Source organism: Mesorhizobium sp. P2_F7 (genome assembly GCF_056403695.1).
This window is the reverse complement of sequence record NZ_JBFUFA010000003.1, coordinates 445,562-471,954: the sequence shown is the minus strand read 5'-3', so window position 1 is coordinate 471,954 and position 26,393 is coordinate 445,562. Positions and strand designations below refer to the sequence as shown.

At 64.4% G+C, this 26,393-nt stretch carries 27 protein-coding genes; 14 read left to right on the top strand and 13 right to left on the bottom strand.

All coding sequences use genetic code 11. From position 1 onward, the window contains the following. The first annotated feature begins 84 nt into the window (after positions 1 to 84). Entirely contained in the window at positions 85 to 543 is a 459-nt protein-coding gene (locus AC1DZ8_RS11990) for a tRNA (cytidine(34)-2'-O)-methyltransferase (RefSeq protein ID WP_477303181.1), read from the top strand. Positions 544 to 684: 141 nt separating this feature from the next. After that, complete coding sequence (gene soxR, locus AC1DZ8_RS11985) at positions 685 to 1,131, top strand: redox-sensitive transcriptional activator SoxR (RefSeq protein WP_477400923.1); 447 nt, start codon at positions 685 to 687, stop codon at positions 1,129 to 1,131. On the opposite strand, the gene AC1DZ8_RS11980 is transcribed toward soxR, so the two are convergent. Then, positions 1,128 to 1,385 (bottom strand): hypothetical protein, encoded by a 258-nt coding sequence (locus tag AC1DZ8_RS11980; RefSeq protein ID WP_477285335.1) that lies wholly within the window; start codon positions 1,383 to 1,385, stop codon positions 1,128 to 1,130. The two genes, soxR and AC1DZ8_RS11980, sit on opposite strands and share 4 nt — an antisense overlap. A gap of 111 nt (positions 1,386 to 1,496) precedes the next feature. On the opposite strand from AC1DZ8_RS11980, the gene hemF reads away from it, so the two are divergent. The 3 genes from hemF (at position 1,497) to AC1DZ8_RS11965 (ending at position 3,387) form a co-directional block, all read left to right on the top strand. Next, positions 1,497 to 2,411 (top strand): oxygen-dependent coproporphyrinogen oxidase, encoded by a 915-nt coding sequence (gene hemF / locus AC1DZ8_RS11975; protein WP_477303185.1) that lies wholly within the window; start codon positions 1,497 to 1,499, stop codon positions 2,409 to 2,411. A gap of 244 nt (positions 2,412 to 2,655) precedes the next feature. Then, complete coding sequence (locus tag AC1DZ8_RS11970; protein WP_192258836.1) at positions 2,656 to 2,916, top strand: DUF1344 domain-containing protein; 261 nt, start codon at positions 2,656 to 2,658, stop codon at positions 2,914 to 2,916. 285 nt (positions 2,917 to 3,201) lie between these two features. Then, the gene (locus tag AC1DZ8_RS11965; RefSeq protein ID WP_112561098.1) at positions 3,202 to 3,387 is read left to right on the top strand and encodes a DUF1059 domain-containing protein; all 186 of its coding nucleotides are present in this window, start codon (positions 3,202 to 3,204) and stop codon (positions 3,385 to 3,387) included. Positions 3,388 to 3,393: 6 nt separating this feature from the next. Here AC1DZ8_RS11965 and AC1DZ8_RS11960 read toward each other — a convergent pair whose 3' ends face one another. Genes AC1DZ8_RS11960 through AC1DZ8_RS11950 form a run of 3 tightly spaced genes read right to left on the bottom strand, consistent with a single transcriptional unit; the run spans position 3,394 to position 5,917 of the window. Beyond that, complete coding sequence (locus tag AC1DZ8_RS11960) at positions 3,394 to 4,659, bottom strand: CCA tRNA nucleotidyltransferase (RefSeq protein ID WP_477303190.1); 1,266 nt, start codon at positions 4,657 to 4,659, stop codon at positions 3,394 to 3,396. Further along, positions 4,656 to 5,288, bottom strand: a complete 633-nt coding sequence (locus AC1DZ8_RS11955; RefSeq protein ID WP_477303869.1) for a CoA pyrophosphatase — start codon at positions 5,286 to 5,288, stop codon at positions 4,656 to 4,658. Before AC1DZ8_RS11955 ends, AC1DZ8_RS11960 begins: the two co-directional genes overlap by 4 nt. Further along, positions 5,288 to 5,917, bottom strand: a complete 630-nt coding sequence (locus AC1DZ8_RS11950; protein WP_477303871.1) for a DUF1285 domain-containing protein — start codon at positions 5,915 to 5,917, stop codon at positions 5,288 to 5,290. The genes AC1DZ8_RS11955 and AC1DZ8_RS11950 overlap by 1 nt, the downstream gene beginning before the upstream one ends. Positions 5,918 to 6,064: 147 nt before the next feature. On the opposite strand from AC1DZ8_RS11950, the gene AC1DZ8_RS11945 reads away from it, so the two are divergent. The 4 genes from AC1DZ8_RS11945 to AC1DZ8_RS11930 are packed head-to-tail and all read left to right on the top strand — an operon-like array spanning position 6,065 to position 12,918. Continuing rightward, a complete protein-coding gene (locus AC1DZ8_RS11945; protein ID WP_477285343.1) occupies positions 6,065 to 7,069 on the top strand; it encodes an AAA family ATPase in 1,005 nt (334 codons plus the stop codon). After that, positions 7,069 to 8,004, top strand: a complete 936-nt coding sequence (locus AC1DZ8_RS11940; RefSeq protein ID WP_477303194.1) for a DUF58 domain-containing protein — start codon at positions 7,069 to 7,071, stop codon at positions 8,002 to 8,004. The genes AC1DZ8_RS11945 and AC1DZ8_RS11940 overlap by 1 nt, the downstream gene beginning before the upstream one ends. Then, on the top strand, positions 8,001 to 10,826 hold the full coding sequence (locus AC1DZ8_RS11935; RefSeq protein WP_477303196.1) for a DUF4159 domain-containing protein: 2,826 nt from the start codon (positions 8,001 to 8,003) through the stop codon (positions 10,824 to 10,826). Before AC1DZ8_RS11940 ends, AC1DZ8_RS11935 begins: the two co-directional genes overlap by 4 nt. Positions 10,827 to 10,830: 4 nt before the next feature. Continuing rightward, positions 10,831 to 12,918: a hypothetical protein gene (locus AC1DZ8_RS11930; RefSeq protein WP_477303198.1), complete on the top strand. Its 2,088-nt coding sequence runs from the start codon at positions 10,831 to 10,833 to the stop codon at positions 12,916 to 12,918. Positions 12,919 to 13,170: 252 nt separating this feature from the next. On the opposite strand, the gene clpS is transcribed toward AC1DZ8_RS11930, so the two are convergent. The 4 genes from clpS to AC1DZ8_RS11910 form a co-directional block, all read right to left on the bottom strand. Next, entirely contained in the window at positions 13,171 to 13,476 is a 306-nt protein-coding gene (clpS, locus tag AC1DZ8_RS11925; RefSeq protein WP_477285351.1) for an ATP-dependent Clp protease adapter ClpS, read from the bottom strand. A 132-nt stretch (positions 13,477 to 13,608) separates the two neighbouring features. Next, complete coding sequence (locus tag AC1DZ8_RS11920; protein WP_477303200.1) at positions 13,609 to 13,947, bottom strand: hypothetical protein; 339 nt, start codon at positions 13,945 to 13,947, stop codon at positions 13,609 to 13,611. A gap of 156 nt (positions 13,948 to 14,103) precedes the next feature. Further along, on the bottom strand, positions 14,104 to 14,331 hold the full coding sequence (locus tag AC1DZ8_RS11915; RefSeq protein WP_477303202.1) for a hypothetical protein: 228 nt from the start codon (positions 14,329 to 14,331) through the stop codon (positions 14,104 to 14,106). Positions 14,332 to 14,368: 37 nt separating this feature from the next. Then, a complete protein-coding gene (locus AC1DZ8_RS11910) occupies positions 14,369 to 14,671 on the bottom strand; it encodes a hypothetical protein (protein WP_112561109.1) in 303 nt (100 codons plus the stop codon). 258 nt (positions 14,672 to 14,929) lie between these two features. Here AC1DZ8_RS11910 and AC1DZ8_RS11905 point away from each other — a divergent pair, with 258 nt between their 5' ends. From AC1DZ8_RS11905 to AC1DZ8_RS11895, 3 genes are all read left to right on the top strand, one after another. Continuing rightward, positions 14,930 to 15,646 (top strand): response regulator, encoded by a 717-nt coding sequence (locus AC1DZ8_RS11905; RefSeq protein ID WP_112561185.1) that lies wholly within the window; start codon positions 14,930 to 14,932, stop codon positions 15,644 to 15,646. Then, the gene (locus AC1DZ8_RS11900) at positions 15,643 to 17,052 is read left to right on the top strand and encodes an ATP-binding protein (protein ID WP_477303205.1); all 1,410 of its coding nucleotides are present in this window, start codon (positions 15,643 to 15,645) and stop codon (positions 17,050 to 17,052) included. The genes AC1DZ8_RS11905 and AC1DZ8_RS11900 overlap by 4 nt, the downstream gene beginning before the upstream one ends. Positions 17,053 to 17,145: 93 nt before the next feature. Beyond that, positions 17,146 to 17,532 carry a YciI family protein gene (locus tag AC1DZ8_RS11895; RefSeq protein WP_477303207.1) on the top strand — a complete coding sequence of 129 codons (387 nt, stop codon included), beginning with the start codon at positions 17,146 to 17,148 and terminating at the stop codon, positions 17,530 to 17,532. A 79-nt stretch (positions 17,533 to 17,611) separates the two neighbouring features. On the opposite strand, the gene AC1DZ8_RS11890 is transcribed toward AC1DZ8_RS11895, so the two are convergent. Next, entirely contained in the window at positions 17,612 to 19,087 is a 1,476-nt protein-coding gene (locus tag AC1DZ8_RS11890) for a pyridoxal phosphate-dependent decarboxylase family protein (RefSeq protein ID WP_477303209.1), read from the bottom strand. Positions 19,088 to 19,106: 19 nt separating this feature from the next. Then, positions 19,107 to 20,192: a PLP-dependent cysteine synthase family protein gene (locus AC1DZ8_RS11885; RefSeq protein WP_477303211.1), complete on the bottom strand. Its 1,086-nt coding sequence runs from the start codon at positions 20,190 to 20,192 to the stop codon at positions 19,107 to 19,109. A 213-nt stretch (positions 20,193 to 20,405) separates the two neighbouring features. Here AC1DZ8_RS11885 and AC1DZ8_RS11880 point away from each other — a divergent pair, with 213 nt between their 5' ends. Next, positions 20,406 to 22,421: a transcriptional regulator gene (locus tag AC1DZ8_RS11880; RefSeq protein ID WP_477303213.1), complete on the top strand. Its 2,016-nt coding sequence runs from the start codon at positions 20,406 to 20,408 to the stop codon at positions 22,419 to 22,421. 4 nt (positions 22,422 to 22,425) lie between these two features. On the opposite strand, the gene choV is transcribed toward AC1DZ8_RS11880, so the two are convergent. The 3 genes from choV to AC1DZ8_RS11865 form a co-directional block, all read right to left on the bottom strand. Beyond that, on the bottom strand, positions 22,426 to 23,607 hold the full coding sequence (gene choV / locus AC1DZ8_RS11875; RefSeq protein ID WP_477303215.1) for a choline ABC transporter ATP-binding protein: 1,182 nt from the start codon (positions 23,605 to 23,607) through the stop codon (positions 22,426 to 22,428). After that, positions 23,604 to 24,458: a choline ABC transporter permease subunit gene (gene choW / locus AC1DZ8_RS11870; RefSeq protein ID WP_477303217.1), complete on the bottom strand. Its 855-nt coding sequence runs from the start codon at positions 24,456 to 24,458 to the stop codon at positions 23,604 to 23,606. The genes choV and choW overlap by 4 nt, the downstream gene beginning before the upstream one ends. Before the next feature lie 138 nt (positions 24,459 to 24,596). Then, positions 24,597 to 25,532 carry a choline ABC transporter substrate-binding protein gene (locus AC1DZ8_RS11865; protein WP_477303219.1) on the bottom strand — a complete coding sequence of 312 codons (936 nt, stop codon included), beginning with the start codon at positions 25,530 to 25,532 and terminating at the stop codon, positions 24,597 to 24,599. A 237-nt stretch (positions 25,533 to 25,769) separates the two neighbouring features. On the opposite strand from AC1DZ8_RS11865, the gene AC1DZ8_RS11860 reads away from it, so the two are divergent. Further along, entirely contained in the window at positions 25,770 to 26,381 is a 612-nt protein-coding gene (locus AC1DZ8_RS11860) for a thymidine kinase (RefSeq protein ID WP_477303221.1), read from the top strand. Positions 26,382 to 26,393 lie beyond the last annotated feature (12 nt).

The window sequence follows — 26,393 nt, the reverse complement described above, 5'->3', positions numbered from 1 at the left end:
GAAAATGACCACCCGCAGGGCCAGCAATTTCCGAAACCAGGAGACCGCTGTGGCCGATCTGCCACTTATTAGAAAGACGCGGAAATGAACCACCGTCTCCGCATCGCCCTCTATCAGCCTGACATTGCCGGCAACACCGGGACAATCCTGCGCTTCGCCGCCTGCCTCGGCCTCGGCGTCGATATCATCGAACCGGCCGGCTTCCCGCTCTCCGACAAAGCGCTCAAACGCGCCGGCATGGACTATCTCGAAATGGCTGCCCTGACCCGGCATGTCGACTGGAACGCCTTCGAGGATTGGCGCAAGCGAGAATCGCGCCGTTTGGTGCTGCTCACCACCAAAGGCGCGACCGCCTACACCGGCTTTGCCTTTGCCGATGGCGACATCCTGCTGTTCGGCCGCGAATCGGCCGGCGTGCCGGATTCTGTCCACCAGGCGGCGGATGCGCGGCTGACGATCCCAATGCAGCCGGGCACGCGCAGCATCAACGTCGCGCTGTCCGTCGCCGTGGTTGCCGGCGAAGCCATCCGGCAGCTCGGCTAGGATCTTAAACGCGCCGTCGCGAACGGCTGCTGCTTCTTGCGTCATTCTCACCCAGGCGCACATCGCCTTCTCCTCAATTGCCCTATCGACATTTCCTGGCTACAAGCTCAACTTAACTTGAGGTCAAGCGGAAAGATCGAGATGGCTCCGGTAAAGGAATTGACGGTTGGCCAAGTGGCCATGCGCAGCGGTGTGGCGGTGTCGGCGCTGCATTTCTACGAGGCGCGCGGGCTGATCCGCAGCCACCGCACATCGGGCAACCAGCGGCGCTATGGCCGCGACGTGCTGCGGCGGGTGGCGATCATCAAGGTGGCGCAGGAGGTCGGCATTTCGCTGGCCGAGATCGGCGCCGCACTTGAATCACTCCCGGAAGGCCGCACGCCGACGCGCGAAGACTGGAACCTTTTGTCGACCGGCTGGCGCGACGACCTCGACCGCAAGATCAGCCAGTTGAAGAAGCTGCGCGACGGCCTGACCGACTGCATCGGCTGCGGCTGCATGTCGATCGACAAATGTCCGTTAAGGAACAGGGAAGACCGGCTGAGTGCCCAAGGGCCGGGCGCAAGGCGGCTGTTGGTGGAGTCCTAGTCCGCCGCGGGCAGCCGCCGGATCGTAAATTCGATCACATCCCCCGGCCGTTCGAACCAGCTTTCGATTTCGGTCCAGTAGGCCTGCTTGGGGAAGCGCTCGAACCATTCCTTGGCTTTGAGCCGCGCATCCGAACGCGGCAGGACGAAAGTCTCGCGCAGAAAACCGTCGCGCGGCATGCGCTCGCGCTCGGCGCGCGAACGATCGAGCCTTTTCTTCAAGCCGTGCAGCGGCGGTCTTGCCGGGGCGCGCATGAAAGAACTCCTGGGCCTGAACCAGATGACACTTGACCCTTGCCCCTAAGAGATTAGGGATCGCGCCCGGAAAAGACGAGTCCTTTGTCGGCTGCGACCGGAGACCTGATTTTGGAACGACCAGAAATACCGGCAGGCCTGCCGGCCGACATCGAACAGAAGAAGATGAAGGCCAGGCTCTGGTTCGAGACGCTGCGCGAGCGCATCTGCGCGACCTTCGAGCAGATCGAGCAGGAATTGCAGGGGCCGATGGCCGCCTGGTCGCCCGGCCGCTTCGACAAGACGCCGTGGGAGCGCGACCATGGCAAGGGCGGCGGCGGCACCATGTCGATGATGCATGGCCGCGTCTTCGAGAAGGTCGGCGTCCACACCTCGACCGTCTATGGCGAATTCTCGCCCGAATTCAGGAAGCAGATGCCTGGTGCCGAGGAAGACCCGAGCTTCTGGGCCTCAGGCATTTCGCTGATCGCGCATCCCTGGAGCCCCAATGTGCCGGCCGTGCACATGAACACCCGCATGGTGGTGACGTCGCGCCACTGGTTCGGCGGCGGCGCCGATCTGACCCCGCTGCTCGACCGCAACCGCACTGAAGATCACCCCGACACGGTCGCCTTCCACCGCGCCATGCAGTTCGCCTGCGAGAAGAACGCTGCGGTCGCCGACCACCCGAAATTCAAGGCCTGGTGCGACGAGTATTTCTATCTGCCGCACCGCAACGAACCGCGCGGCGTCGGTGGCATTTTTTTCGACTGGCTGCATTCGGGCGAGGACAGAGGCGGCTGGAATGCCGATTTGAACTTCGTGCAGGATGTCGGGCGTTCTTTTCTGGTCGTCTACGGTCATTTGGTTCGGGCCCATTTCAACGAAAACTGGACCGACGACGACCGCGACGAACAGCTCATTCGCCGCGGCCGTTACGTCGAATTCAACCTTCTTCACGATCGCGGCACCATCTTCGGCCTGAAGACCGGCGGCAATGTCGCCTCGATCCTGTCCAGCCTGCCGCCGGAGGTCAGGTGGCCGTAACAAATCGGTGATCGAGACCAGCGCCGCATTGACGTCCCATTCGCTGAATCTGGGCATGGAATGTGGCGCGAAAACTATCTTTTTCGTCTAATAGGCAATTGAAATAAAACGACTATTTGTCGTTTCCGGGCCGGGAAGCGCCGGCGGTTCAGTCCCGAACCGCGACACGACGCTACCGGACGGCCCTGAACAAGGCGGAGCATTCTCAAGAAACGGATGCCCGCATTTTCCAGGAGTACTTACCATGCGAAAGCTCATTGTAACGGCAGCCGCCGCTGCCCTTCTCGCTTCCGGTTCGGTCGCCTTTGCCGCGGTCAAGCACACCACCGGCACGGTCAAAACCTATGATGGAACGGCCATGAGCCTTGTTCTGGACGATGGATCCACCTTTACGCTGCCCAAGACCTTCAAGGATCCTGGCCTGAAGGCCGGCGAAAAGGTCCGCGTTTCATGGGACATGAGCGGCAAGAACAAAGTTGCCGAGTCCGTCAAGATCGTGAAGTGACGGCCCTGTCGGGACAAGACCAACTTGGTCTTGCCCGAGGCGTAAGGAGGCGGAGCAGCGCTGCTCCGCCTTTTTCGTCTCTGCATGTCACCCAAAAGTGACCTCGGTTTTGGGAGAATGACATGCATGAAATCAAAGGCGGCAACCAAAACCGCCGAACCGTGTTATGTTTGTTCCCCCGTACGTGCCCTCAAAACCGACTGCTACGACAGGGCGCGGAACAAAGGTGGCGGAGCGTCGTGCCCATGAGAGGCACAGGCTCCCAGGAGGAAAGGAGAAAATCCCATGAAGGAATTCCATTGCGGCTCGCTGGTGCCCGGCTGTGAGTGGCACACCCGTGCCGACGAGGAAGCCGAGGTGATGCGCCGCGCCGTCGACCATATGCGTGAGACGCACGGCGAAACGGTCATCCGCGAGACGATGATCGAGGCAATCCGTTCGCGCATCGAGAAGGTTCGCGACGCGGCCTAATGACGCTTATCGGGCCTTCAGGGCCTCCGCGGCGCGCTCAAGCAGCGCGTCGCGATCAAGCGCAAAGCCGGAGCCGATCCATTCCTTTTCGAGGTTTTTCAGGATCGCGCCGAGTTTCGGCCCCGGCGACGCGCCGAGCGCGGTCAGATCGGCGCCCTTGATCGGAAACACCGGTTTTTCCCATTTTCCGGCGAAAGCCAGCAGGCGCGAAAAGCCGCCCGCCTGGATCATTGCATCATTGTCCTCGACGGCGCGCGCCCGTGCCGAGGCGAGCGACAGCCGCAGGCGATCGACAAAACCCTGGCGGTCGCCGGAATAAAGCTTTTTTGCCAGTTCCGCTTCGCTCGTCTTGGGCTCGACGGCAGCCGTCAGCGCCCAGTGTCGCAGGCGCTCCGCCTCATTGGTGGACAGTTTCAGCCGCTCCGCCAACACCTTCATCCGCGCCGCATCGGGCGGCACGATGGCCTCCAGCCTGAGCAGCGGATCCGCCGCCCAGCCCAGATCCTTCTCGGTCTTGGTCAGCCCGTGAATGGCATCGATGCCCCATTTCTCGCTTTCCGGCAGGGCGCTGGTCAGCACGCCGGCCTGGCGCATCCACAGCAGCGCGCGCGACGGATCGGGGGCCGCCAGCAACTTCTTCAGTTCGGACCAGATGCGCTCGGCCGAGAGTTTTTCGAGCCCATCCTTGAGCCGGGCGCAGGCCTTCAGCCCCTCGGCATCGGGCCGGCCTTCGCCATACCAGGCGAAGAAGCGGAAGAAGCGCAGGATGCGCAAATAGTCCTCGCGGATGCGCTGCTCGGCATCGCCGATGAAGCGCAGCCGGCGCGCTTCGATATCGCCGACACCGCCGACCAGGTCGATGACGGTGCCGTCGGCCTCGGCATAGAGCGCGTTGATGGTGAAATCGCGCCGCTCGGCGTCAGCCTTCCAGTCGCGGCCGAACGACACTTTGGCGCGGCGGCCGTCGGTCTCGATATCGGCGCGCAGCGTGGTGATCTCATAGGGCGCGCCGCCGGCAATCACCGTGACCGTGCCGTGCTCGATGCCGGTCGGCACCGCCTTGAAGCCCGCCGCCTCGGCACGGCGGATGGTTTCCTGCGGCAGGCAAGTGGTGGCGATGTCGATATCGGCGACCGGCTGGCCGATCAGCGTATTGCGCACCGCACCACCGGCGACACGCGCCGCCTCGCTGCCATCCGACAGCACGGCGAGCAGGCGCTGCAGATGTTTTTCACCGAGCCAGTCTGCTTTGCCCGCGATCGAAACCTTCACGCATAAAGCCTTTCATAGAGCGTGCGGATGATGCCCGCGGTGACGCCCCAGATACGCTGGCCGCCATAGGGCATCTCGTAGAAGAACCATTCGAGCTCGTTCCACATGCGGCTGTCCCTGGTGTGATTGGCCGGATCCATCAGGAACGAGAGCGGCACTTCGAAGGCGGCATCGACCTCGTCGGCATTGAGCGAGAGCGCAAATCCAGGTCGCACGATCGCCAGCACCGGGGCGATGCGATAGCCGCTGCCGGCGACGTAGTCGGGCATGCGGCCGATGATCTCGATGCGGTCCGGGCCAAGCCCGATTTCCTCGAAAGTCTCGCGCAGCGCTGCTGCTTCCGGGGTTGGATCGGTCGGATCGATGGTGCCGCCGGGGAATGCCACCTGCCCGGAATGGCTGCGCAGCTTTTCCGCCCGCTTGGTCAAGAGCACGGTCGCATCGCTCCCGTGATCGACAACCGGGATCAGCACGGCGGCATCGCGCAGCGCTTTCAGCTGCTTCAACCGGGGATGGCCGGGGTTGAAGCGATGGTCGCCATAATCGTCGCCGGCATGGGCGTCAGCCTGCGCTGCGACGCGCGCGCGAAAATCAGCTGTGGAAAACGGCGGCGGCGTCACCTGGTCCATCATGCGCTCAGCCGCTTCAGTTTTTCCGCCGGCATGATCGGATAGACCTCGCCTTTAGAGCGCACGGCAAACATCGCCTTGCCGTCGATGTCGATTTCCTCGCCATGCTCGACCAGTTCGTACATCACCGGCCGCGCCACCAGCGCTTCCAGCCGTCCGCGCACCAGCACATAGGGTTTCAGCCCGCCGGTCTCGTCTTCGTCGACGAAGCGCAGCGGATGGCCGGGGCCGGCCTCGACGACATCGCCGACATTGGTGCGGAAAGTGATGATTTGCTCGGCGCCGGCGCCGGAAACGTCCATTTCGACGGCAACGAACGGCGCATCGACGACCCGGATGCCGACCCGTTCGACCGGTGTCACCAGATAAGTCCTGCCGTCCTCGTCCTTGCGCAACACCGTGGAAAACAGCTGCACCAGCGGCATGCGGCCGATCGGCGTGCCGAGATAAAACCAGGTTCCGTCCTGCTTGATCTCCATGTCGAGATCGCCGCAAAAGTCGGGATTCCAGCGCTCCACCGGCGCCGCACCCTTGCCGGCACGGGTGGCGCGCGAGATCAGCGCCTCGAGACCCCGCGCCTCTGTGGCACCGGTAAGGCCCTGTTCGCTATGTTCGGAGCGGTCCGTCATGGTCACGAAATAGTCACTGTTGTTCCGCTTGTCAGCCTAAGTCTGTGATTTAAGTTGAAATGCAGGCGCCAGGCGAGGCCGAATCGCGGCATTCTGCGGCACTGCTACAGTGCAAGCCGGTACTTCCAACACAAGGATCGATGCGGCATGAGCGTAATGGTCAAGGAAAGCCCGATCAACGAAAAGGACATGATCGCCCAGGCCGAGGCGGCACTGGCCGATATTTCCAGGGTCCGCGACGGTGTCGGCCGCGTCATCTTCGGCCAGGAAGCGGTGGTCGAGCGTACGCTGGTGGCGCTGCTTGCCGGTGGCCATGCGCTGCTGGTCGGTGTGCCCGGCCTGGCCAAGACCAAGCTGGTCGAAACGCTCGGCGTCGTGCTCGGCCTCGATTCGCGCCGCATCCAGTTCACCCCCGACCTGATGCCGTCGGACATTCTCGGCTCCGAAGTGATGGAGCAGGACGAGGCCGGCAAGCGCTCCTTCCGCTTCATCTCCGGCCCGATCTTCGCGCAATTGCTGATGGCCGACGAGATCAACCGCGCCTCGCCGCGCACCCAGTCGGCGCTGTTGCAGGCAATGCAGGAATATCACGTCACCATCGCCGGCATTCGCCACGACCTGCCCGCACCCTTCCATGTGCTGGCGACGCAGAACCCGCTGGAGCAGGAAGGCACCTATCCCCTGCCCGAGGCGCAGCTCGACCGCTTCCTGATGCAGGTCGACATCCTCTATCCCGAAATCGAGGCCGAGCGCCGCATCCTCTTGGAAACCACCGGCATCGAGGACGCCAAGGCGCAAAACGTCCTGCAGCCCGTGCGGCTGAAAGAGATTCAGACGCTGATCCGCCGCATGCCGGTGCCCGAAAGCGTCGTCGACGCCATCCTCAAGCTGGTGCGCTCGGCGCGCCCCGGCCAGGGCAATGCCGAGACCGACAAACACGTCGCCTGGGGGCCAGGCCCGCGCGCCAGCCAGGCGCTGACGCTCTGCGCCCGCGCGCGTGCCCTTTATGACGGACGGCTGGCGCCTTCCGTCGACGACATCCGCGCACTGGCCGAGCCTGTCCTGCAGCATCGCATGGCGCTGACCTTCGCCGCCCGCGCCGAGGGCACGACCGTGCGTGACGTGGTGGCGAAACTGGCCAAAGGTATCTGATGGCGCGTATCGGCGAAGTCCAGACACCGGCAGCGACGCGCGACGCGCTCGCCAGGGGCCGGTTGCGGGCATCGCTGGTTCCCGACCTGCTGGTCGAAGCGCGCCGTATCGTCAACACCGTGATTGCCGGCTGGCATGGCCGCCGCAAGCGCGGCATCGGCGAAAATTTCTGGCAATTCCGCCCCTATGTCGAAGGCGATTCCTCGCGCATCGACTGGCGCCGTTCGGCTCGCGACGACCACACCTATGTGCGCGACCGCGAATGGGAAGCGGCCCATACGGTGTGGCTGTGGGCCGACCCCTCGCCTTCCATGCTCTACAAATCGACCGGCGCCAGCGTTTCCAAGGAATCGCGTGCGCTGGTGCTGGCACTGGCCATGGCTGAATTGCTGTCGCGCAGCGGCGAGCGCATCGCGTGGCCGGGCCTGACCGATCCGTTCACCGCCCGCAACGGCGCCGAGCGCATCGCAGCGCAATTGATGCACGCCGCCGATCCACCGGCAAAGCCTGACCTGTCCGCCATTCGCCGCTTCTGCGACATCGTCATCGTCAGCGACTTCCTCGATCCGGTCGAAGAGACCATGGCCTGGCTCGACGTGCTGGCCCGCCACGGCGTGCGTGCCCACCTGATCGAGGTTGCCGATCCGGCCGAGGAAACCTTTCCCTACGCCGGACGCACCGAATTCACCGATCCCGAGACCGGCGACAAGCTGACCGCCGGCCGCGCCGAAATGCTCGGCGACGAATACCGCCTGCTCTACACCGCTCGCCGCCAGGAACTGGCCGGCTGGTGCAAGCGCCTCGGCTGGAGCTATACGGTCAACCACACGGATCGCCTCGCCTCCGAGGCGCTGGTACGCATCCACATGGCGATGACCGCCGATGGCTTTGCCGGGCCGGCCGCCAGCGGCCGTGCCGGAAAGGCCGGCGCATGAGCTGGCTGCCGCTCTCCTTTGGCGCTCCCATGGTGTTGTGGGGCCTGCTGGCGCTGCCCGTGATCTGGTGGCTGCTGCGGCTCACTCCACCCAAGCCGCAGACCGAAGTGTTTCCGCCGCTGAAAATCCTCGCCCGCGTGCTGAAGCGCGAGGAGACGCCGCAGCAGAGCCCGTGGTGGCTGACGCTGCTGCGGCTGCTGATGGCCGCCCTGATCGTCGCCGCCTTGGCCGAACCCGTCTTCAACCCGCGCGAAAAACTGCCGGCCGAGGGTGCCGCCCTGGCGCTGGTCATCGACAACGACTGGGCAAGCTCCGCCGATTGGGGCAAGCGCGTCGCCACCGCCCAGCGGCTGATCGCCGACGCCGGCTCGAACGGCGTGCCGGTCGTCATCGCCTTCACCGCCGAAAAACCCAATGCCGAGATCGGCCCCTTCGACGCCGCGGCCGCCCTCGACCGGTTGCGCGCGGCAAAACCGCGGCCGATCCCGACCGACCGTCCCGCCGTCTATGCCCGCGTCGCCAGCGTGCTGGAGACCTTGCCCGGCGCCAGCGTTGCGGTTCTGGCAGACGGCCTTGCCGCAAAAGGCGACGAGGCCGCCTTCAACACGCTGCTGTCGAAAAATGCCGCCCGTGTCGTCTGGGCCAGCTCCGACCGGTTGGCGCTGACCGGGCTGACCGGCGCCGAGAACCAGGTCGACGGTTTCGCGCTGACCGCCATTCGCGCACCCGGCGATCCGGCGCCGGCGCAGGTCACCGCCGGCGCCTTCGACGACAAGGGCCGCCGCATCGCCGATGCGACGCTGACTTTCGCGCCCGGCGAGACCACCGCCACCGGCACGATGGCGGTGCCGTTCGAACTGCGCAACGACTTCGCCTCGATCGCGCTTGATGGCGAGCGCCAGGCGGGTGCGGTGCGCGTGCTCGACGAAAGCTCGAAGCGCCGCCGCGTCGGGCTGTTGTCGCAGGCCGAGGCCGACCAGGCGCAGCCGCTTCTGTCGCCGCTCTACTACATCAGGCGCGCGCTGCAGCCCTTCGCCGATCTGGTCGAACCGTCGAGCGCCGACCTCGCCGACGCCATCCCGCAGCTCCTCGACCAAAAGCCGGCGATGATCGTCATGGCCGATATCGGCACTATTCCGCCGCAGGTCCATCAGCGATTGGTCGACTGGGTCGACAATGGCGGCACGCTGGTGCGCTTCGCCGGGTCGCGGCTGGCCGCCGCCGGCAATGACGATGATCTTCTGCCGGTCAGGCTGCGCACCGGCGAGCGTTCGCTCGGTGGCTCCCTGTCATGGACGACGCCGCAGCCGGTGACCGAATTCCCGAAGAACGGCCCCTTTGCCGACCTCGCGCCGCCGGCCGAAGTCACGGTGAGCCGGCAGGTCTTGGCCGAGCCGACGCCCGACATCGTCGAGCGCACCTGGGCAACGCTCGCCGACGGCACGCCGCTGGTGACCGGGCTGAAAAAGGGCAAGGGCACCCTCGTCCTCTTCCACGTCACGCCGGAAGCGACATGGTCGACCCTGCCGATCTCCGGCAGCTTCGTCGAGATGCTGCGGCGCATCGTGCAGCTGTCGCGCAACCAGGGTGCGGCGGTCGCCAACGCTGAAGCCGCCGCGACGTCGCTGGCGCCCTACCGCATGATCGCGGCCGACGGAACGCTGGTGCCGCCGACGCCTGATGCACGGCCGCTGGTGCCCGTCGCCGGCCCGCTGCCGGTGACGTTCGAGAACCCGCCCGGCCTCTACGGCTCCGAAACCGGCGTCTTCGCCCACAATCTGCTCGATCCGGCCACCGCCTTCGCGCCGCTGGTGCGGCCGCAGTTCACCGTGCCGGTGACCAACATCCAATATGCTTTCGATGAATCGCGCGACCTCAAGGGCCCGCTGGTGACCGCAGCACTTGTGCTGATGCTGCTCGACACGCTGGCGGTGTTCTGGATGGGCGGGCTGTTGTCGCGCCGGCCGCGCCGCGCCCGCACGGCTGCGGCAACGACGGCTGCGCTGCTGCTCGGCCTCGGCATGCTGTTTGGCCATGCCGACCTCGCCCGCGCCGACGATGCCAAACCGGGCGACGCCGCCGCCATCGAGGACATTGCCAAGACCCGCATCGCCTATGTGCTGACCGGTGTGCCCGGTGACGATTCGATCAGCCGCGCCGGTCTTGAAGGCCTGACCCGCTTCCTGATCGAAAAGACCGCGCTCGAGCCGGGCGCCCCGGCGGGCGTCGACATCTCGAAGGACGAGCTGTCCTTCTATCCGCTGATCTATTGGCCGATCGACCCTTCCGCGCCAATGCCGAGCGAGGCCGCGATCGCCCGCATCGACGCCTATATGCAGCAGGGCGGCACGGTGCTGTTCGACACGCGCGACCAGTTTGCCAACGGCATCGGCGCCGATTCGGCGAGCCCGGCGACCGAGCGGCTGCGCGACATCCTCGGCAATCTCAACGTGCCGCCGCTGGAGCCGGTGCCTGCCGACCATGTGCTGACCAAATCCTTCTTCATTCTGCCCGAATTTCCCGGCCGCTTCGCCGGCAGCCCGCTCTGGGTGGAAGCCTCGCTCGACGCCAGCAATGCCGAGAACCGGCCGGTGCGCGTCGGCGACGGCGTCTCGCCGATCCTCATCACCGCCAATGATTTTGCCGGCGCCTGGGCCGTCGACGAGAATGGCGATCCGCTGCTGCCGACCGTGCCGTCGGACCCGATGCAGCGCATCTACGCGCTGCGCGCGGGCGTCAACATCATGATGTACATGCTGACCGGCAACTACAAATCCGACCAGGTGCACGTGCCCATCCTGCTCGAACGGTTGGGGCAGTAAGATCATGAACTGGTCGATCTCCTTCGAACCGCTGCTGTCCTGGCCCTTGCTGGCTTTGGTGCTGGTGCCGTTGCTGTTGCTCGCAGCCGTTGGCCTTTGGTTTCGCCAGCGCGGCGCGATCTTCCGCTTCGCCGCGCTGATTGCCCTGGGCGCCGCCTTGCTCAACCCGGTGTTTCTCGACGAGGAGCGTGAGGCGCTGAAAAGCGTCGTTGCCGTCATCGTCGACCGCAGCCAGAGCCAGGACATCGGCGACCGAACCAAACAGACAGACGAAGCGCTGGCCGGGCTGCAGCAGCGCCTTGGCCGCTTCAAGCAGTTCGATGTGCGTGTCGTCGAGGCCGGCAAGTCCGAAGCCGCCGAAGAGCGCACCGAGACCAAGCTTTTTGCAGCCCTTGAAGGCGCCTTCCGCGATGTGCCACCCTCGCGCATCGGCGGCGCGATAATGATCACCGATGGCGAGGTGCATGACGCGCCGCCCGCCGCCTCCGACTTCAACGCCCCGCTGCACGCGCTGATCACCGGCAATGAGCACGAGAAGGACCGCCGCATCCGCTTCGAGAACGCGCCGCGCTTCGGCCTCGTCGGCAAGCCGCTCGACATGACTTACCGCGTCATCGCCACCAACGGCGAAACCGGACCGGTCGATGTCCGCGTCTCGGTCAATGGCGAGCAGGTCGCGGTCGAAGAGGCCACCATCGGCCAGGCGATGCCGCTGCAAGTGACCATTCCCGGCGCCGGCCGCAACATCGTCGAACTTTCCATCGACCGCGAGCCGGGCGAACTGACCGAGGCCAACAACCGCGCCATAGCGCTGATCGACGGCATCCGCGAAAACCTGCGCGTGCTGCTGGTCTCCGGAGAGCCGCATGCCGGCGAGCGCACCTGGCGCAATCTGCTGAAGTCAGACGCTTCGGTCGATCTCGTCCATTTCACCATTTTGCGGCCGCCGGAAAAGCAGGACGGCACGCCGATCAACGAACTGTCGCTGATCGCCTTCCCGACACGCGAACTGTTCGTCGAGAAGATCAAGGATTTCGACCTCATCATCTTCGACCGCTACCAGCACCGCGACGTGCTGCCGATCCTGTATTACGACTACATCTCCGAATATGTCGAAAAGGGCGGCGCGCTGTTGATCGCCGCCGGGCCGGAATATGCCGGCGATGCCTCGATCGCGCGCACGCCGCTGATGTCGTCGCTGCCGGCGATGCCGACCGGCGAAGTCATCGACAAGGCCTTCTATCCGCGCCTCACCGATGTCGGCCAGCGCCATCCTGTGACGCGCGGGCTCGACGGCTCGGCGACGGAGCCGCCACACTGGAGCCGCTGGTTCCGCACCATCGGCGTGCAGAATCCCGAAGGCGAAGTGGTGATGAAGGGCGCAGACAACCGTCCCCTGCTTTTGCTCGACCACAAGGGCGAAGGCCGCGTCGGCATGCTGCTGTCGGATCAGGGCTGGCTGTGGGCGCGCGGCTTCGAGGGCGGCGGCCCGCATGTCCAGCTCTATCGCCGCATCGCCCACTGGCTGATGAAGGAGCCCGAGCTCGAGGAAGAGCGGCTGACCGCCGACGGACGCGGCATGGTGCTGGAAATCCGCCGCCAGACGATGAGCGACGACCCCGGCTCGGCCCAAGTCATCACCCCGTCGGGCAAGGCGCTGATCGTCAAGCTGGAAAAATCCGAGCCCGGCGTGTTTCTCGGCAGCATCGAGACCAAGGAGATCGGCCTCTACCAGATCGGCAATGGCGACCTGACCACCCTTGCGCATGTCGGCCCGGTCAACGCGCCGGAATTCTCCGACGTCATCTCCACTGAAGACCGGTTGAAGGCGCCGGCCGAAGCCACCGGCGGCAGCGTGCGCCGGCTGGCGGCGTCCTCCACCCTTGGCCAGCTTAGCGGCAGTGTCGCCCTGCCCTCCATCGTCCCGGTCCGCGCCTCGGGTGCGGCTTCGGGCGCCGACTGGATCGGACTGCGCACCACCGACGACAGCGTACTCAAAGCCGTTTCGCGCGTGCCGCTGTTCGGCGGCTTCCTCGGCCTCGGCCTGCTGCTGCTGGCGATGGGCGCTATGTGGTTCAGAGAGGGACGGTGAGAGCTTCTTCCTTCTCCCCCTGTGGGAGAAGGTGGATCGGCGCAAGCGCCGAGACGGATGAGGGGTGTTCCAGGGAACGCCAACGCCTCACTCCGCTGGAACACCCCTCATCCGTCGCCTTCGGCGACACCTTCTCCCACAAGGGGAGAAGGAAGAACGCGCGCACGGCCCTGCCCTCCGCTATGGCTCCGGGCGTTCGTCGTTTCAATCGACAAATCGTTGTCGATTGATCGCCCTACGGGCGACCACTCCTCACTCCTCCGGCTCTGTCGTAAACAGCAGCGGATAGCCTTTCGCCTTGCCGGCATCTGTGGCTCGCGTCGCCTTGGTCTCGGCGACGTCCCGCGTGAACACGGCGACAACGCAGACGCCGCGCTGGTGGGCGGTGATCATCACCCGGCGCGCCTGGTCTTCGCTGAGCTTGAATTCGCCCTTCAGGACCGTCACCACGAATTCGCGCGGCGTGAAATCGTCATTGACCAGGATGACCTTGTAGAGCTTCGGCCGCTCGGTCTGCGGCTTGGTCTTGGTCCGGGGCTTGGAGGTGATCTCAGGCATAGGGAACCGTCATCGCGCCAGGGTCGCTCTCACTTTGTCATGGGGGAAAGCGGTCGTCCATTTTGATCGGTGCGCAAAACCGGCTTCCCGGGAGTGCTGCCGTTCACAAATTTAGGAACAGTTTGGTGCCGTTCAACGGCCCTGACGATCGATGGCGCGACGTCCTTGGAATTCGCGCGCGGCGTGCGGGCCGAAGCCCGAGGCCTTGCGCTCCATCCATGCTCTCGCAAGCCATCCGGCGAGACAGATGACCGTAAAGGCGCTGAGCAGGGAAAGCAGCAGGCTTTGCAATGGCGTGACATATTGCCAGCCGGCGGAGATCAACGGCGCAAACGAGGACGGCTCGGTGCGGCCGCTTTCCGGGTCGGGCACCGGGCTCGCTGTGAACTGAACCAGGAGTCTCACCACGGCCGAGGCCAGGAGACCGCCAATGGTCATCGAACGCAATATATACGAAAGCCGCTTCTTCATGCGAGCTGTCCTAGCGGACCGGCATTGCAAACGGGTTAAAGTCCTGGGTGGCCGGCACCCATCAACGGGTCATCATGAAAACATGCGACAAGGCCGCTCCAGCCCGGGGGTGCTGGAGCGGCCCTGTACCAGACGAGCCAGTTGGCTTGTCTGAAATCAGGCCTTCGGCGCGTCCTTCTTGACGACCTTCTTGTGCTTCTTGTGCTTCTTGACGGGCGTCTTGGCGGCGACCTTCTTCACCGGCGGCTTGGCGGTCGTGCTCGCCGGAGCGGTCGTCGTGGCAGCCGGAGCAGCGGTCGTGGTGGCAGCAGCGTTGCCCAGAGCCGGCATCGCGAAAGCGAGAGCGACGGCGAGACCGGTGGCGGAGAGGATGGACTTTTTCATGGCTTCATTTCCTTTTTGGTGCGGGTCGGTTTGAGTGTCACTGAACCGGGTCGATCGGTGTCACTCCAAGCAGCTTCAAAGCGTTCGCGAGCATCCGGATACCCTGTGCCTGTTTCTTGTTGGCGCAGAACCGGTTTCCCTTTCTTTGCAGTGCTTTCGCCGCGGTGACCTGCGTTGCCGCGGCATGGGTTTCGAGGGCTTCGTCTACCTGGCGATTGAGATCGATGCAGCGCTCGCTCCTTGTGATCGGCGTCACCTTTGCGCTGGAGGCTGCGACCGCGGCCGTGACGAGCGAAATGCTGAACAGCGCACCCATCAAGCTGATCGTGAACCTGTGCATCGGTAATGTCCGTTACTCCGGAGACTAGCGTCGCAGCCGATGTCCTGACCGCCACGGCACCCTTTATGCCTTTGATTTTTTTCGTGAGTTTTTCCGAACTATAGAATTTTGTTTCTGGATTGTTTCTGGCGAAAGCCGCTGCCGGCCGATCATCGCCGCTGGCCAACATCTGGCCAGAATTCTATCGTGTGGGTGACGCCACAGAAGCAGACTCAAGAAGGCAGCCACAGACCGGCCGCCAACAAAGATAGGATCGCCGTGAAATCCGATGCGCACATACTGATCGTCGATGACGACAAGGGCATTCGCGACCTGCTTCAGGAATTCTTCCAGAAGCGTGGCCTGCGCACGACTGTTGCCGCCGACGGCATCGAGATGGAGGACATCTTGCGCCGCACGCAGGTCGACCTGATCGTTCTCGATGTGATGCTGCCGGGAAAGAGCGGGCTGGAACTCTGCCGCGACCTGCGCGCCAGCTACTCGACGCCAATCATCATGCTGACGGCGGTCACCGAAACCACCGACCGCGTGGTCGGCCTCGAAATGGGCGCCGACGACTATGTGCCGAAGCCTTTCGATCCGCGCGAACTGCTGGCCCGCATTCGTGCGGTGCTGAGGCGCAATGGTGCTGCCGAGCCGAAGCGCGCCAGCACCAAGCAGATCTACCACTTCGCCGGCTGGACGATGGACTGTTCACGCCGCCGGCTGATGGCGCCCGGCGACGTCAGGGTCGAGCTGACCATGGCGGAGTTCAACCTGTTGCAGACCTTCGTCAAAAGTGCGCAGCGCGTGCTTACGCGAGACCAGCTCATCGAGCTTTCCGGCGGCGACAGCGACTATTCCTTCGATCGCAGCATCGACATTCTGGTCAGCCGTCTCAGGCGCAAGATGGAAGACGACCCCAAGACGCCGAAACTGATCCTGACCGTGCGCAGCGGCGGCTACCAGTTCCTGCCCGAGACCACCTCCGAATGAGACGCTTCCTGCCGCAAACACTGCCGGTCTGGGTTTTGCTCATCGTCATTGCCGGCCTGCTGATCAGCCAGGTTGCCACCCTCTACATCGTCTCGCGCGATCGTGCCGTCGCCAATGACGAGGTCGATCTCTACCGGCTCAACGACCGCGCCTATTCGCTGGTGCAGCTGATGCATGACGACACGCCCGAACAGCGCAAGCTGACAGCGTCCGGCCTGTTCAACGCCACCTATGCGCTCACCGTTTCGGACACGCCCGCCGTCACCTCGTCGATCGCCGGCGACGACGAACTGGCAGAGCTCGAGGACATTCTGGTCGGACGGCTGTCGAAATTCGGCATCACCGACGCACGCGTCCGGCGCGATCCGGCATCGCAAGCAACCAACGCGCCTGGCGGCGTGGTGCTCACCAAGGATGTCGGCGCGGTGGAGCGCGACCTCCTGGGATTGGCGGCGAGCTTCGCCCAGAGCGACAAGCTCACAGCATCCGTCCGCTTTGCCGACGGCCAATGGCTGAACTTCACCGAACCCAACACGCCGGTCGGGCCGATATTGAGCTTCGACAGCCTGCCGCTCTATTCGCTGATCGCCGGCCTGGTGGTGATCATGTCGATCTGGTCGCTGCGCCGGCTGACGGCGCCCTACCGGATGATGGAAACGGCGGTCAACCGGATCGGCACGGATCTGAAGAGCCCGCCGATCGCCGAGACAGGCAGCCGCGAGATCCGCGCCGCGGCGAAAGCCGTCAACGCCATGCAGGTCCGGTTGCGCGACTATGTCGAAGATCGCGAACATTTGGCCGCCGCACTCGCCCACGATCTGCGCACGCCGCTGACCCGTATGCGGCTGCGCCTCGAACTGTTGCGCAAATCGACGGCGCGCGAGGCGCTCGCCCACGACCTCGCCGACATCGAGAGCATCGCCAGTTCCGTCATCGACTTCGCCACCTTCGAAGTCACCGAGGAAAAGAGCGAGCGGATCGATTTCTGGTCGCTGGTGGAATCGATCGCCGACGGTTTCGAAGACGTCACGTTCGACCATGACGGCGCCAGGCCACGCGGCATGATCTGCATGGCGCGGCCGGTGGCGCTGAAGCGCTGCGTCAACAATCTGGTTCAGAATGCGGTGACCTACGGCAAGAAGGCGCATCTGAGCCTGCGCCAGTCCGACGGCACCATCACGCTGGTCATCCGCGACGAAGGACCGGGCATTCCGCAGGCGCAGCTCGACCAGGTGTTCGGTTCCTTCGTGCGGCTGGAGCAGTCGCGCAACCGCCAGACCGGCGGTCTCGGCCTCGGCCTGACCATTGCCCGCAACATCGCGCGCGCCGCCGGCGGCGAGGTCCATCTGTCCAACCATCCCGGCGGCGGCCTGCAGACGGAACTGCGCCTGCCACTGGCAGCATAAGGCAGCAGGCTACCCGTCTCGATAAGCGACGGGCTGGATCGGGCCGCCCTACCTTGCAATAGTGCGGCCGCTCGAACGCGAGGAGATCGCCGCATGTTCTACGCCATCCTGGCCTATCACGTCGAACAGACCATCCAGGCCCTGACGCCGCAGCAGGATGCGGCGCTGATGCACGACCTGCTCGAGGTCAATGCCAGGCTGACCCGTGAGGGCAAGCTTGGGCCGGCGGCAAGGCTGGGCGCGACCGCCGACGCTGTCACGCTGCGCGGCCCGGGAGACGGCATCGTCATCGACGGGCCGTTTGCCGAGACCAAGGAGCAATTGCTGGGCTTGTATGTCCTCGACTGCGCGACCCAGGAGGAGGCCATCGCGGCCGCGCGCGACTTGCGCCGCGTGAACCCTTCGGCCGTCTACGAGATCCGGCCGATCACATTCTACCTGCCCGGCCTGGCGTTCCCCGTCACGGAAGGGGCCGAGTGAGGGCAGCAAAGCCGCCTCCGGCAAGGCAGCGGTAGCGAGCAGCTGAGGACATCCAGCAACGGCCCCGACCGCGGCAAGATCAGGCAGCCGCGATCTCGTTACCCAGACGAATCGTTTCGGCGACCAGAAGGTCGAGGTCCTCGCGCCGGGTGCGGTGGTTGTTGATTGCCACCCGCAGGCAATGCCGGCCTTGCACCGTCGTGTCGGAAATGGCGGCGATGCCCTCTTCCTGCAGCCTCAGCATGATCTCGGTGTTGAGCGCCTTCGAGCGCTCGCCATCGAGCCCTTCCGCGCGATAGCGGAAGCAGACTATGTTGATGCTGGTCGGCGCTGTCAGCTCAAGCGCCGGTTCGGCCTCGATCAAGCCCGCGAGATAATGCCCCTGAGCGATGTTCTGGTCGATCAGGCGGCCGAATTTTTCGACACCATGTTCCCGCAGCGCCATCCACACTTTGAGCGCGCGAAAGCCGCGTGACGTCTGCAGGCCGTAATCGTGCAGCCATTGCCCCGAGGCGAGGCCCCGCGGCGTCGATTCGAGATATTCCGGCGTCACCGCGAAGGTCTTGCGATGCGCCGAGGCATCCCTGACCAGAGCACAGCCCGCCTCGAACGGCGCATGCAGCCATTTGTGCGGATCGAGCGCGATGGAATCGGCCCATTCGATGCCGGCAACGCGATGCGCATTCTCAGGCGCGATCGCAATCAACGCGCCGATGCAGCCGTCGACATGGAACCACATGTCTTCCTCATGCGCGAGCTTGGCCAGCGCCTGCAGATCGTCGATGGCGCCGGTGTTGACGGTGCCGGCATTGCCGATAATGCAGGCCGGCTTGAACCCGGCCGCGCGATCCTCGGCAATCGCCGCCCGCAAAGCCTGGATGTCGATGCGCAGGCTGGCGTCGCTGGGAATCCGCCGCAGCGCCCTGTTGCCGAGGCCGAGTGCTTCCATCCCCTTGCGATGGCAGGAATGAATCTGATCCGAGCCGTAGAATCGCAGCGGCTTCTCAATGGCGGCAGCGCCGTGCTCGCGCACGTCGATGCCGGCCTTGGTGTTGCGCGCCACGGTCAGCCCGATGATGTTGGCCATCGAGCCGCCGCTGACCAGCGTGCCGCTGGCCGAAGCCGGCATGCCCATCATCTGCTTGCACCAGTCGACTACCTGGCCGTCCATCAGGGCGGCGGCATGGTTGCCGCCGCCGAGATTGGAGCCTTGGATGGCCGCCAGGAAATCGCCGAGCGCACCCGTAAAGTTGCTCGACCCCATATACCAGGACCAGAAGCGCGGATGAATGTTGCCCATCGGATAGGGCATCACATTGTCGACGACATCGCCATAGATTTGGGCAAGCGGCGTCGGCGATTGCGGCAGGGACGCGGTGAAGAAATCCCTCACATCTCCAGGCATCTCCTGCCACACCGGCCGTTGCCTGACGTCGCGCAAATAGGCAACGGCATCGTCAACGATCCGATGCGACAGGACCTGCACATCGGCCCAGTCCGAGGGGTCAAGCGTTTCCTCGGTACTGGTAGCCGAGTGTCCAGACATCGCGTCCATGCAGATTGCTCCCGCGCCATCAGGCCGGGAACTGGCAGCCGGGCGTCGAGCGCGAGAGAGCAAGCTCTTCCGCATTCATCTCGGCCTCGATGCCATCGAACAGCGGCGTCGACATATAGCGTTCGCCGGTGTCGGGAAGCATGCACAGGATCACCGAACCGGCCGGCGCCGTGCCGGCGATCTGGCGTGCAACGGCAAAGGCCGAACCGCCGGAAATACCGGTGAAGATGCCTTCCTGCTGCGCCAGCGCCTTGGCCCATTTCATGCCCTCCGGCCCCGCGATCGGCATCACCTCGTCATAGAAGTTGCCATCGATCGCTTCCTGCAGGACGTTCGGGATGAAGTCCGGCGTCCAGCCTTGGATCGGGTGCGGCTCGAAGGCCGGATGGCTGGCGGCCGGCGCGCCACCGGCGCCGCGCTCCTGCGGCTTGCCGCTGCCGACAAGCTGTGCGTTGGCTGGCTCGGTCAGCACGATCCTGGTCTCCGGCCGCTCGCGGCGCAGCACACGCGCCACGCCAGCGACAGTGCCGCCGGTGCCGTAGCCGGTGACGAAATAGTCGAGCCGCGAGCCGGCAAAATCGTTGATGATCTCGCGCCCCGTCGTTGCTTCATGGATGGCGGCGTTTGCCTTGGTTTCGAACTGGCGGGCCAGGAACCAGCCATTGGCTTCGGCCAGTTCCACCGCCTTCTTGTACATTCCGAAGCCTTTTTCGGCGCGCGGCGTCAGCACCACCTTGGCGCCCAGCATGCGCATCAGCTTGCGGCGCTCGATCGAAAAACTGTCGGCCATCGTCACCACCAGCGGATAGCCCTTCTGCGCGCAGACCATGGCAAGGCCGATGCCGGTGTTGCCGCTGGTCGCCTCGACGACGGTCTGACCCGGCTTGAGCGCCCCGGTGCGCTCGCCTTCCTCGATGATGTTGAGCGCCAGCCGGTCCTTGACCGACGCCGCCGGATTGAAGAACTCGGCCTTGACGTAGATGGTCGCGTGCGCAGGGCCGAGGTTGTTGACACGGATGACCGGCGTGTCGCCGACTGTGTCGAGAATGCTGTCGAACAGACGGCCACGGCCGGCCGTGGTTCTGATTTTCTGCTGATGCAACATGGATGAACTCCTGGTTTTGCTCACGGGTCGGTTACACACCGGCGGTTTGGGCGACGAGATTTCGACACCTTGCCGCACTACAGGTCCTTGACGTGCAGCAATGTGGTAAACACCACATTCAGCGCGCATATTTTGCGAGCCGGTGCACTTTGTCGCGTTCGGTGATAAAGCAATTGCTGGAGGGCCAGCGTGGGAGCAGGCGTGGAAACGGGCGTGGAATCCAGCCGGGCCAACGGCCAGAAAGGCCTTGTCTTGCGGCTTTTCGGGCCGCTGGCAATTGTGCGCGATGGCTTCCCGGTTGCTTTGCCGGCATCGCGCAAGCTGCGTGCGCTGCTCGCCTATCTGGCGCTGGCGCCCCACCCGGTCGGACGTGGCAAGCTGTGCGAACTGCTGTGGGATGTTCCAAATGATCCCCGTGGCGAGCTTCGCTGGTGCCTGAGCAAATTGCGGGCCGCTCTCGACGAACCGGGCCGCCGCAGGGTCCAAACCGCCGATGATACGATCACGCTTGACCTCGAAGGCATCTCTGTCGATGCGCTGGATGTCGCGTCAGCGGCTGCTGCGGGAATCGAAAAGCTTGATACCGAGCGGCTGCAGGCCCTGTCGAAGCTGTTCGTCGGCGGTTTCCTGGAGGGGCTGGAGATCGACCGCAACCCACTCTTCAACAATTGGTTGACCGCACAGCGCCGCCGTTTCGATTCTTGCCACGCGGCCATCCTGGAACATCTGGTCAAGACGCTCCCGCCCGATAGTGACGACACGTCGGACCATCTCGAAAAATGGCTGGAGCTGACCCCGTTCGACAGCTGCGCCCACATCGCGCTTCTCACAAGATTGGCGCGGCGCGGCCAGTTCGGCGCCTGCGAGGACCATCTTGCCGCCGCCGCAGCGCTCTTCCAGTCGGAGGAACTGGATTTCGGTCCTGTGCGCCAGGCGTGGCTGGCCATTCGCGCGGAACGCTACTGCGCGACTTTGCCGGCACAGCCGGCAGCCCCACCCACGCAGAACCAGAGCCCGATCATGCTTGCCGGTACCGAAACGGCAACGCCCCACAAGGCTTCGCTTGCCGTGATGCCGTTCGCCGAAGATGCCGGCGGCGTTCGCGGTGGGCTGGCCGATGGCTTGACCCACGACATCATCACCCGCCTCGCCAAGCTCAGGGACTTCTTCGTCATTGCCCGCGGCTCGGTCTTTGCGCTGGCTGAAAAGAACATTGCGCCTGAGGATGCCGGCCGCAGGCTCAATGTCGACTATGTCGCCACCGGCACCGTGCGTAGTCTGGCGGGCCGCCTCATCGTCACCGTCGAACTGGTCGAAGTGCGCACCGCCAGGATCGTCTGGGCCGAGACGTTCGAGCGCAAGCCCGACGACATCTTCTTCGTCCTCGACGACATCTGCAACAGCATCGTGGCCTCGATCTCATCCGAGATCGAGACGGTCGAGCGCAACCGCGCCATGCTGAAGGCGCCCAATTCACTCAATGCCTGGGAGGCCTACCATCGCGGCCTCTGGCATATGTATCGCTTCACCCGCAGCGAAAACGACCAGGCCAGGCATTTCTTCGGCATCGCCCTGAGCCAAGACCCGACGTTCACCCGCGCCTATGCCGGCCTGTCCTTCACCCATTGGCAGAGCGCCTTCCAGCGCTGGGGCGACCGCGACCATGACACCGCGCTCGCCTTTGAGGCGGCCGGCCAGAGCCTGCTGATCGACGATCACAATCCGGCCGCGCACTGGGCGATGGGCCGGGCGCTGTGGCTGCGCGGCGAAGCCAACGCGTCCCTGCTCGAGCTGGAGCAGGCCGTCGACCTCAGCCCCAATTTCGCGCTCGGCCACTATGCGCTGTCTTTCGTGCAGTCGCAGTCGGGCGACCCGCAGGCGGCGATCGGATCGTCGGATCATTCGCGCCATCTGTCGCCGTTCGACCCGATGTTGTTCGGCATGCTGGGGGCACGCGCCATGGCCCATGTCCGCCTCGGCCAGTTCGACGAGGCAGCCGAATGGGCGCTGAAGGCAGCCGCTCGCCCCAACGCCCACATCATCATCCTGTCGATCGCCGCCCACTGCCTGGCGCTGGCCGGCCGGCTGGACGAGGCGAAAACCTTCGCCGCCGCCATCCGCAAGACGCTTCCGGGCTACCGCGCCGACGACTTCATCGACACCTTCCGCTTCGACCCGGACGCCAGAGCCCTGTTCAAGCTCGGCGCCAGGCGCATCGGGCTGAACTGAAGTCCTACCGCCGCAACACCGCGCTCAGCACGTCGCGTATGCCGATGGCGCCGACAAAGCGCGATTGGTCATCGAACAGCGCCACCGGTGCCGTCTGCGAGCGGTGCATGGCCAGCATCACCGTCTTCAGCGACGTCCCGGGATTGGCCCAGAACACCTGGGCCGTCTCTTCCTTTTGGGCCTCGACATCGGCGCATGACACCCACACTGCCGGTTTGCCGTCGCGCTCGGCCGCCGCCACCAGCCCGTGCTCGTCGATCTTGAAGCGCGTCGTCCTGCGCCGGTCGAGCCACACCCAGCCGTTATCGCCGTGCTCGAGGTCGCGGCTGTCGCGCATGACGTTCCAGGCGGTCAGCACCGAGAGCGGGTTCACATTGGCGATAAAGTCGCGGACATAGTCGTTGGCGGGCCGCAGCACGATGTCTTCCGGCGCCCCGGTCTGCACGATGCGGCCACCTTCCATGATGGTGATGTGGCTGCCGATTTTCAGCGCCTCTTCGAGATCGTGGCTGACGAAGATGATGGTCTTCTTCAGCTCCGCCTGCAGCTGAAGCAACTCGTCCTGCAGCTTGGTGCGGATCAGCGGATCGAGCGCCGAGAACGGCTCGTCCATCAGCAGGATCGGCGCCTCGGTGGCGAAGGCGCGGGCCAGGCCGACACGCTGCTGCATGCCGCCGGACAGTTCATGCGCGTATTTCTTCGACCACTGGTCGAGGTGCACCAGTTCGAGCTGCTTTTTCACGCGCTCCTTGCGCTCCTGCTCCGGCACGCCGGCAAGCTCGAGGCCGAGGCCGACATTTTCCTCCACGGTGCGCCATGGCAGCAGGCCGAACTGCTGGAACACCATCGCCACCTGCTTCTGGCGCAGCCGCCGCAACGTCGCCTGATCGCAGGTCACGACATCGACGATGTTGTCCCCGTCCTTGACCAGCACCTGGCCGCGCGACACGACGTTGAGCCGGTTGACGGCCCTGAGCAGCGTCGACTTGCCTGAGCCGGACAGGCCCATCAGCACCGAAATCTCGCCCTCATGCACGGTCAGGCTGGCGCCCGCACAGCCCAGCACATTGCCGGTCTTTTCGAGAATTTCGGCGCGCGTGGCGCCGCCGTCGATCAGTGCCAGCGAACCGGCCTGGTCGGACCCGAAGACGATATCTACATTCTTGAAGTCAACGGCGACGGTCATTTCTTGCCTCCAACGCCGATACGCGTCATCCGGTCGAGCACGATGGCGAGCACGACAATCGCCAGGCCGGCTTCGAGGCCGAGGTCGATGCGGCGTGAGCCGAGCGCGCGGTTGATTTCAGTGCCGAGGCCGCCGGCGCCGATGAGTGCTGCAAACACCACCATCGACAGTGACAGCATGATCGACTGCGTCAGGCCGGCCATGATGGTCGGCAGCGCCGAGGGCAGTTCGACCTTCCACAGCAGCTGCTGCTTGGTGGCGCCGAACGCCTCGCCCGCCTCGATGATCGATTTCGGCACCGAGACGACGCCGAGATGGGTGAGCCGCACCGCGGTCGGGATGACGAAGATGATGGTGACGATGAGGCCCGGCGCATTGCCGAGGCCAAACAGCGTCAGGACCGGGATCAGATAGACGAAGGTCGGCAGCGTCTGCATCAGGTCGAGCACCGGCAGCATGATGCGGTAGACCTTCGGCTTGTGGGCGGCCCAGATGCCGAGCGGCACGCCGATGGCCATCGCCATGGTAGCGGCCGCCACGACCAGCACCAGCGTCTGCACCGTCTGCTTCCAGAGGTTCTGGTTGATGATGAAGATCAGGCCGAGAAAGACGCCGATGGCCAGCGGCCGCGAGCGCTGCAGCAGCCAGGCGATGATGGCGATGATCAGCGCCAAGAGCACCGGCGGCACCAACAGCAGGATGTCGACCAGCCCGTCGAGCAGGAAATTCAGGCCGTTCGAAAAAGCCCTGAACACAGTGTCGAAATTGTCGGTGAGGAAACCGAAGAACGCCTTTCCCCAGGCGCCGATCGGTATCTTGTGATCGACCATGAATTTCGAAATCGGATCCATATCGCCCCTCTCATGCGCGAGACCGCCTGCCCCCGGCCTCTGCTGTCGTTACGTCATCTTCTCACAGGATATGAAAAAGGGCAGCCTTTTCTAAAAATGGCTGCCCTTAATTTCGGTTATTCCGAAATCACAGTCGGCTCAGCTTCCGAGCGCGGTCTTGACCGCCGCCGCCGCATCGCCGCCATCGAAGGTGGTGACGCCGGCAATCCACGGCGCAACCGCGTCAGGGTGCTTCTTCAGCCAGTCGCTTGCGACCGTGTTGGCGTCGCCGCCCTTCAGGATCGCGTCCATCATCTCGCCTTCCATGTCGAGATTGAACTTCAGGTTGGCGATGAACTTGCCGGCATTCGGGCATTCGGTGGTGTAGCCCTTGCGCACATTGGTAAAGACGGTGGCGGCGCCGAAGCCGCTGTCGCCCATGCCGTCGAGATAGGTGATCTTCATGGCGCCCATCACCGGATGCGGCGTCCAGCCGAGGAAGGCGATCCACTCATTGTTCTTCATTGACTGCTCGGCCTGCGTCAGCATTCCGGCTTCCGAGGACTCGACCAGTTCAAAACCTTCGAGATTGTCCTTCGGGTTCTTGATCATGTCGAGGATGATGCGGTTGCCGTCATTGCCGGCCTCGATGCCGTAGATCTTGCCGTTGAACTTGTCCTTGAATTTGCCGATATCGGTCAGCGACTTGACGCCGGCGTCCGCGACATAGGTCGGCACGACGATGCCGTAGCCGGCGCCCGTCAGGTTGGTGCTGATCGTCTCGACCGAACCGTCGGCGGTGTAGTCCTTGATGTCGTTGGTCATCGACGGCATCCAGTTGCCGAGGAAGACGTCGAGATCCTTGTTCTTCAGCGACGCCATGGTCACCGGCACCGAAAGCTGGATCGTCTGCGGCTCGTAGCCGAGCGCGGTGAGCAGCACTGAAGCGACGCCGGTCGTGGCCTGGATGTCGGTCCAGCCGACATCGGAAAGGCGCACCGCCTTGCAGCTTTCCGGATCGCCGGCAAGGGCTGCGCTCGTGGACAGAAAAGTCGCCAGACCGAGGCCGGCGACGAAGGTGTTCATACGCGACATTGGTAGTCTCCCATTGTGATTCTTTGGCGAAGCGTAGTTACGGTTTCTCTGCCCGCCTTGTTTCGTCAGCCAAACACCATTCTGGTGTGGTTTCAAGCGCTAAGGCAATCACGATCAACGGCGCGGACTGGCCAAACAGCGACACGCCCGCCGCTTTTTCGATGGCAGATGGCTTTTCCAGTGAAATGCTGCGGTGCCCCCTCCCCGCGGCGGGACAACTCGGCTTAAAAGGGCGGCATGGCCAAGCTTTACTTCCACTATGCGACGATGAATGCCGGCAAGACGACGATGCTGCTGCAGGCGTCCTACAATTATCGCGAACGCGGCATGACAACGATGCTGTTCGTCGCCGGCCATTACAGAAAGGGCGACACCGGGCTGATCTCGTCGCGCATAGGCCTGGAGACCGAGGCCGAGATGTTCCGCGACGGCGACGATCTCTACGCCCGCGTCGCCGAGCATCATGACCACACGACAGTGCATTGCATCTTCGTCGACGAGGCGCAGTTCCTCGAGGAAGAGCAGGTCTGGCAGCTGGCCCGGATCGCCGACCGGCTGAACATCCCGGTGATGTGCTACGGCCTGCGGACGGATTTCCAGGGCAATCTGTTTTCCGGCTCGCGTGCCCTTCTGGCCATTGCCGACGACCTGCGCGAAGTGCGCACTATCTGCCGCTGCGGCCGCAAGGCGACAATGGTCGTGCGTCTCGGCCCTGACGGCAAGGTGGCGCGGCAAGGCGAACAGGTGGCCATCGGCAAGGACGTCTATGTCTCGCTCTGCCGCCGCCATTGGGAAGAGGAAATGGGCCGCGCCGCGCCCGACGACTTCATCGGCTTCACCAGGGGCTGAGCGGCCGGGGCA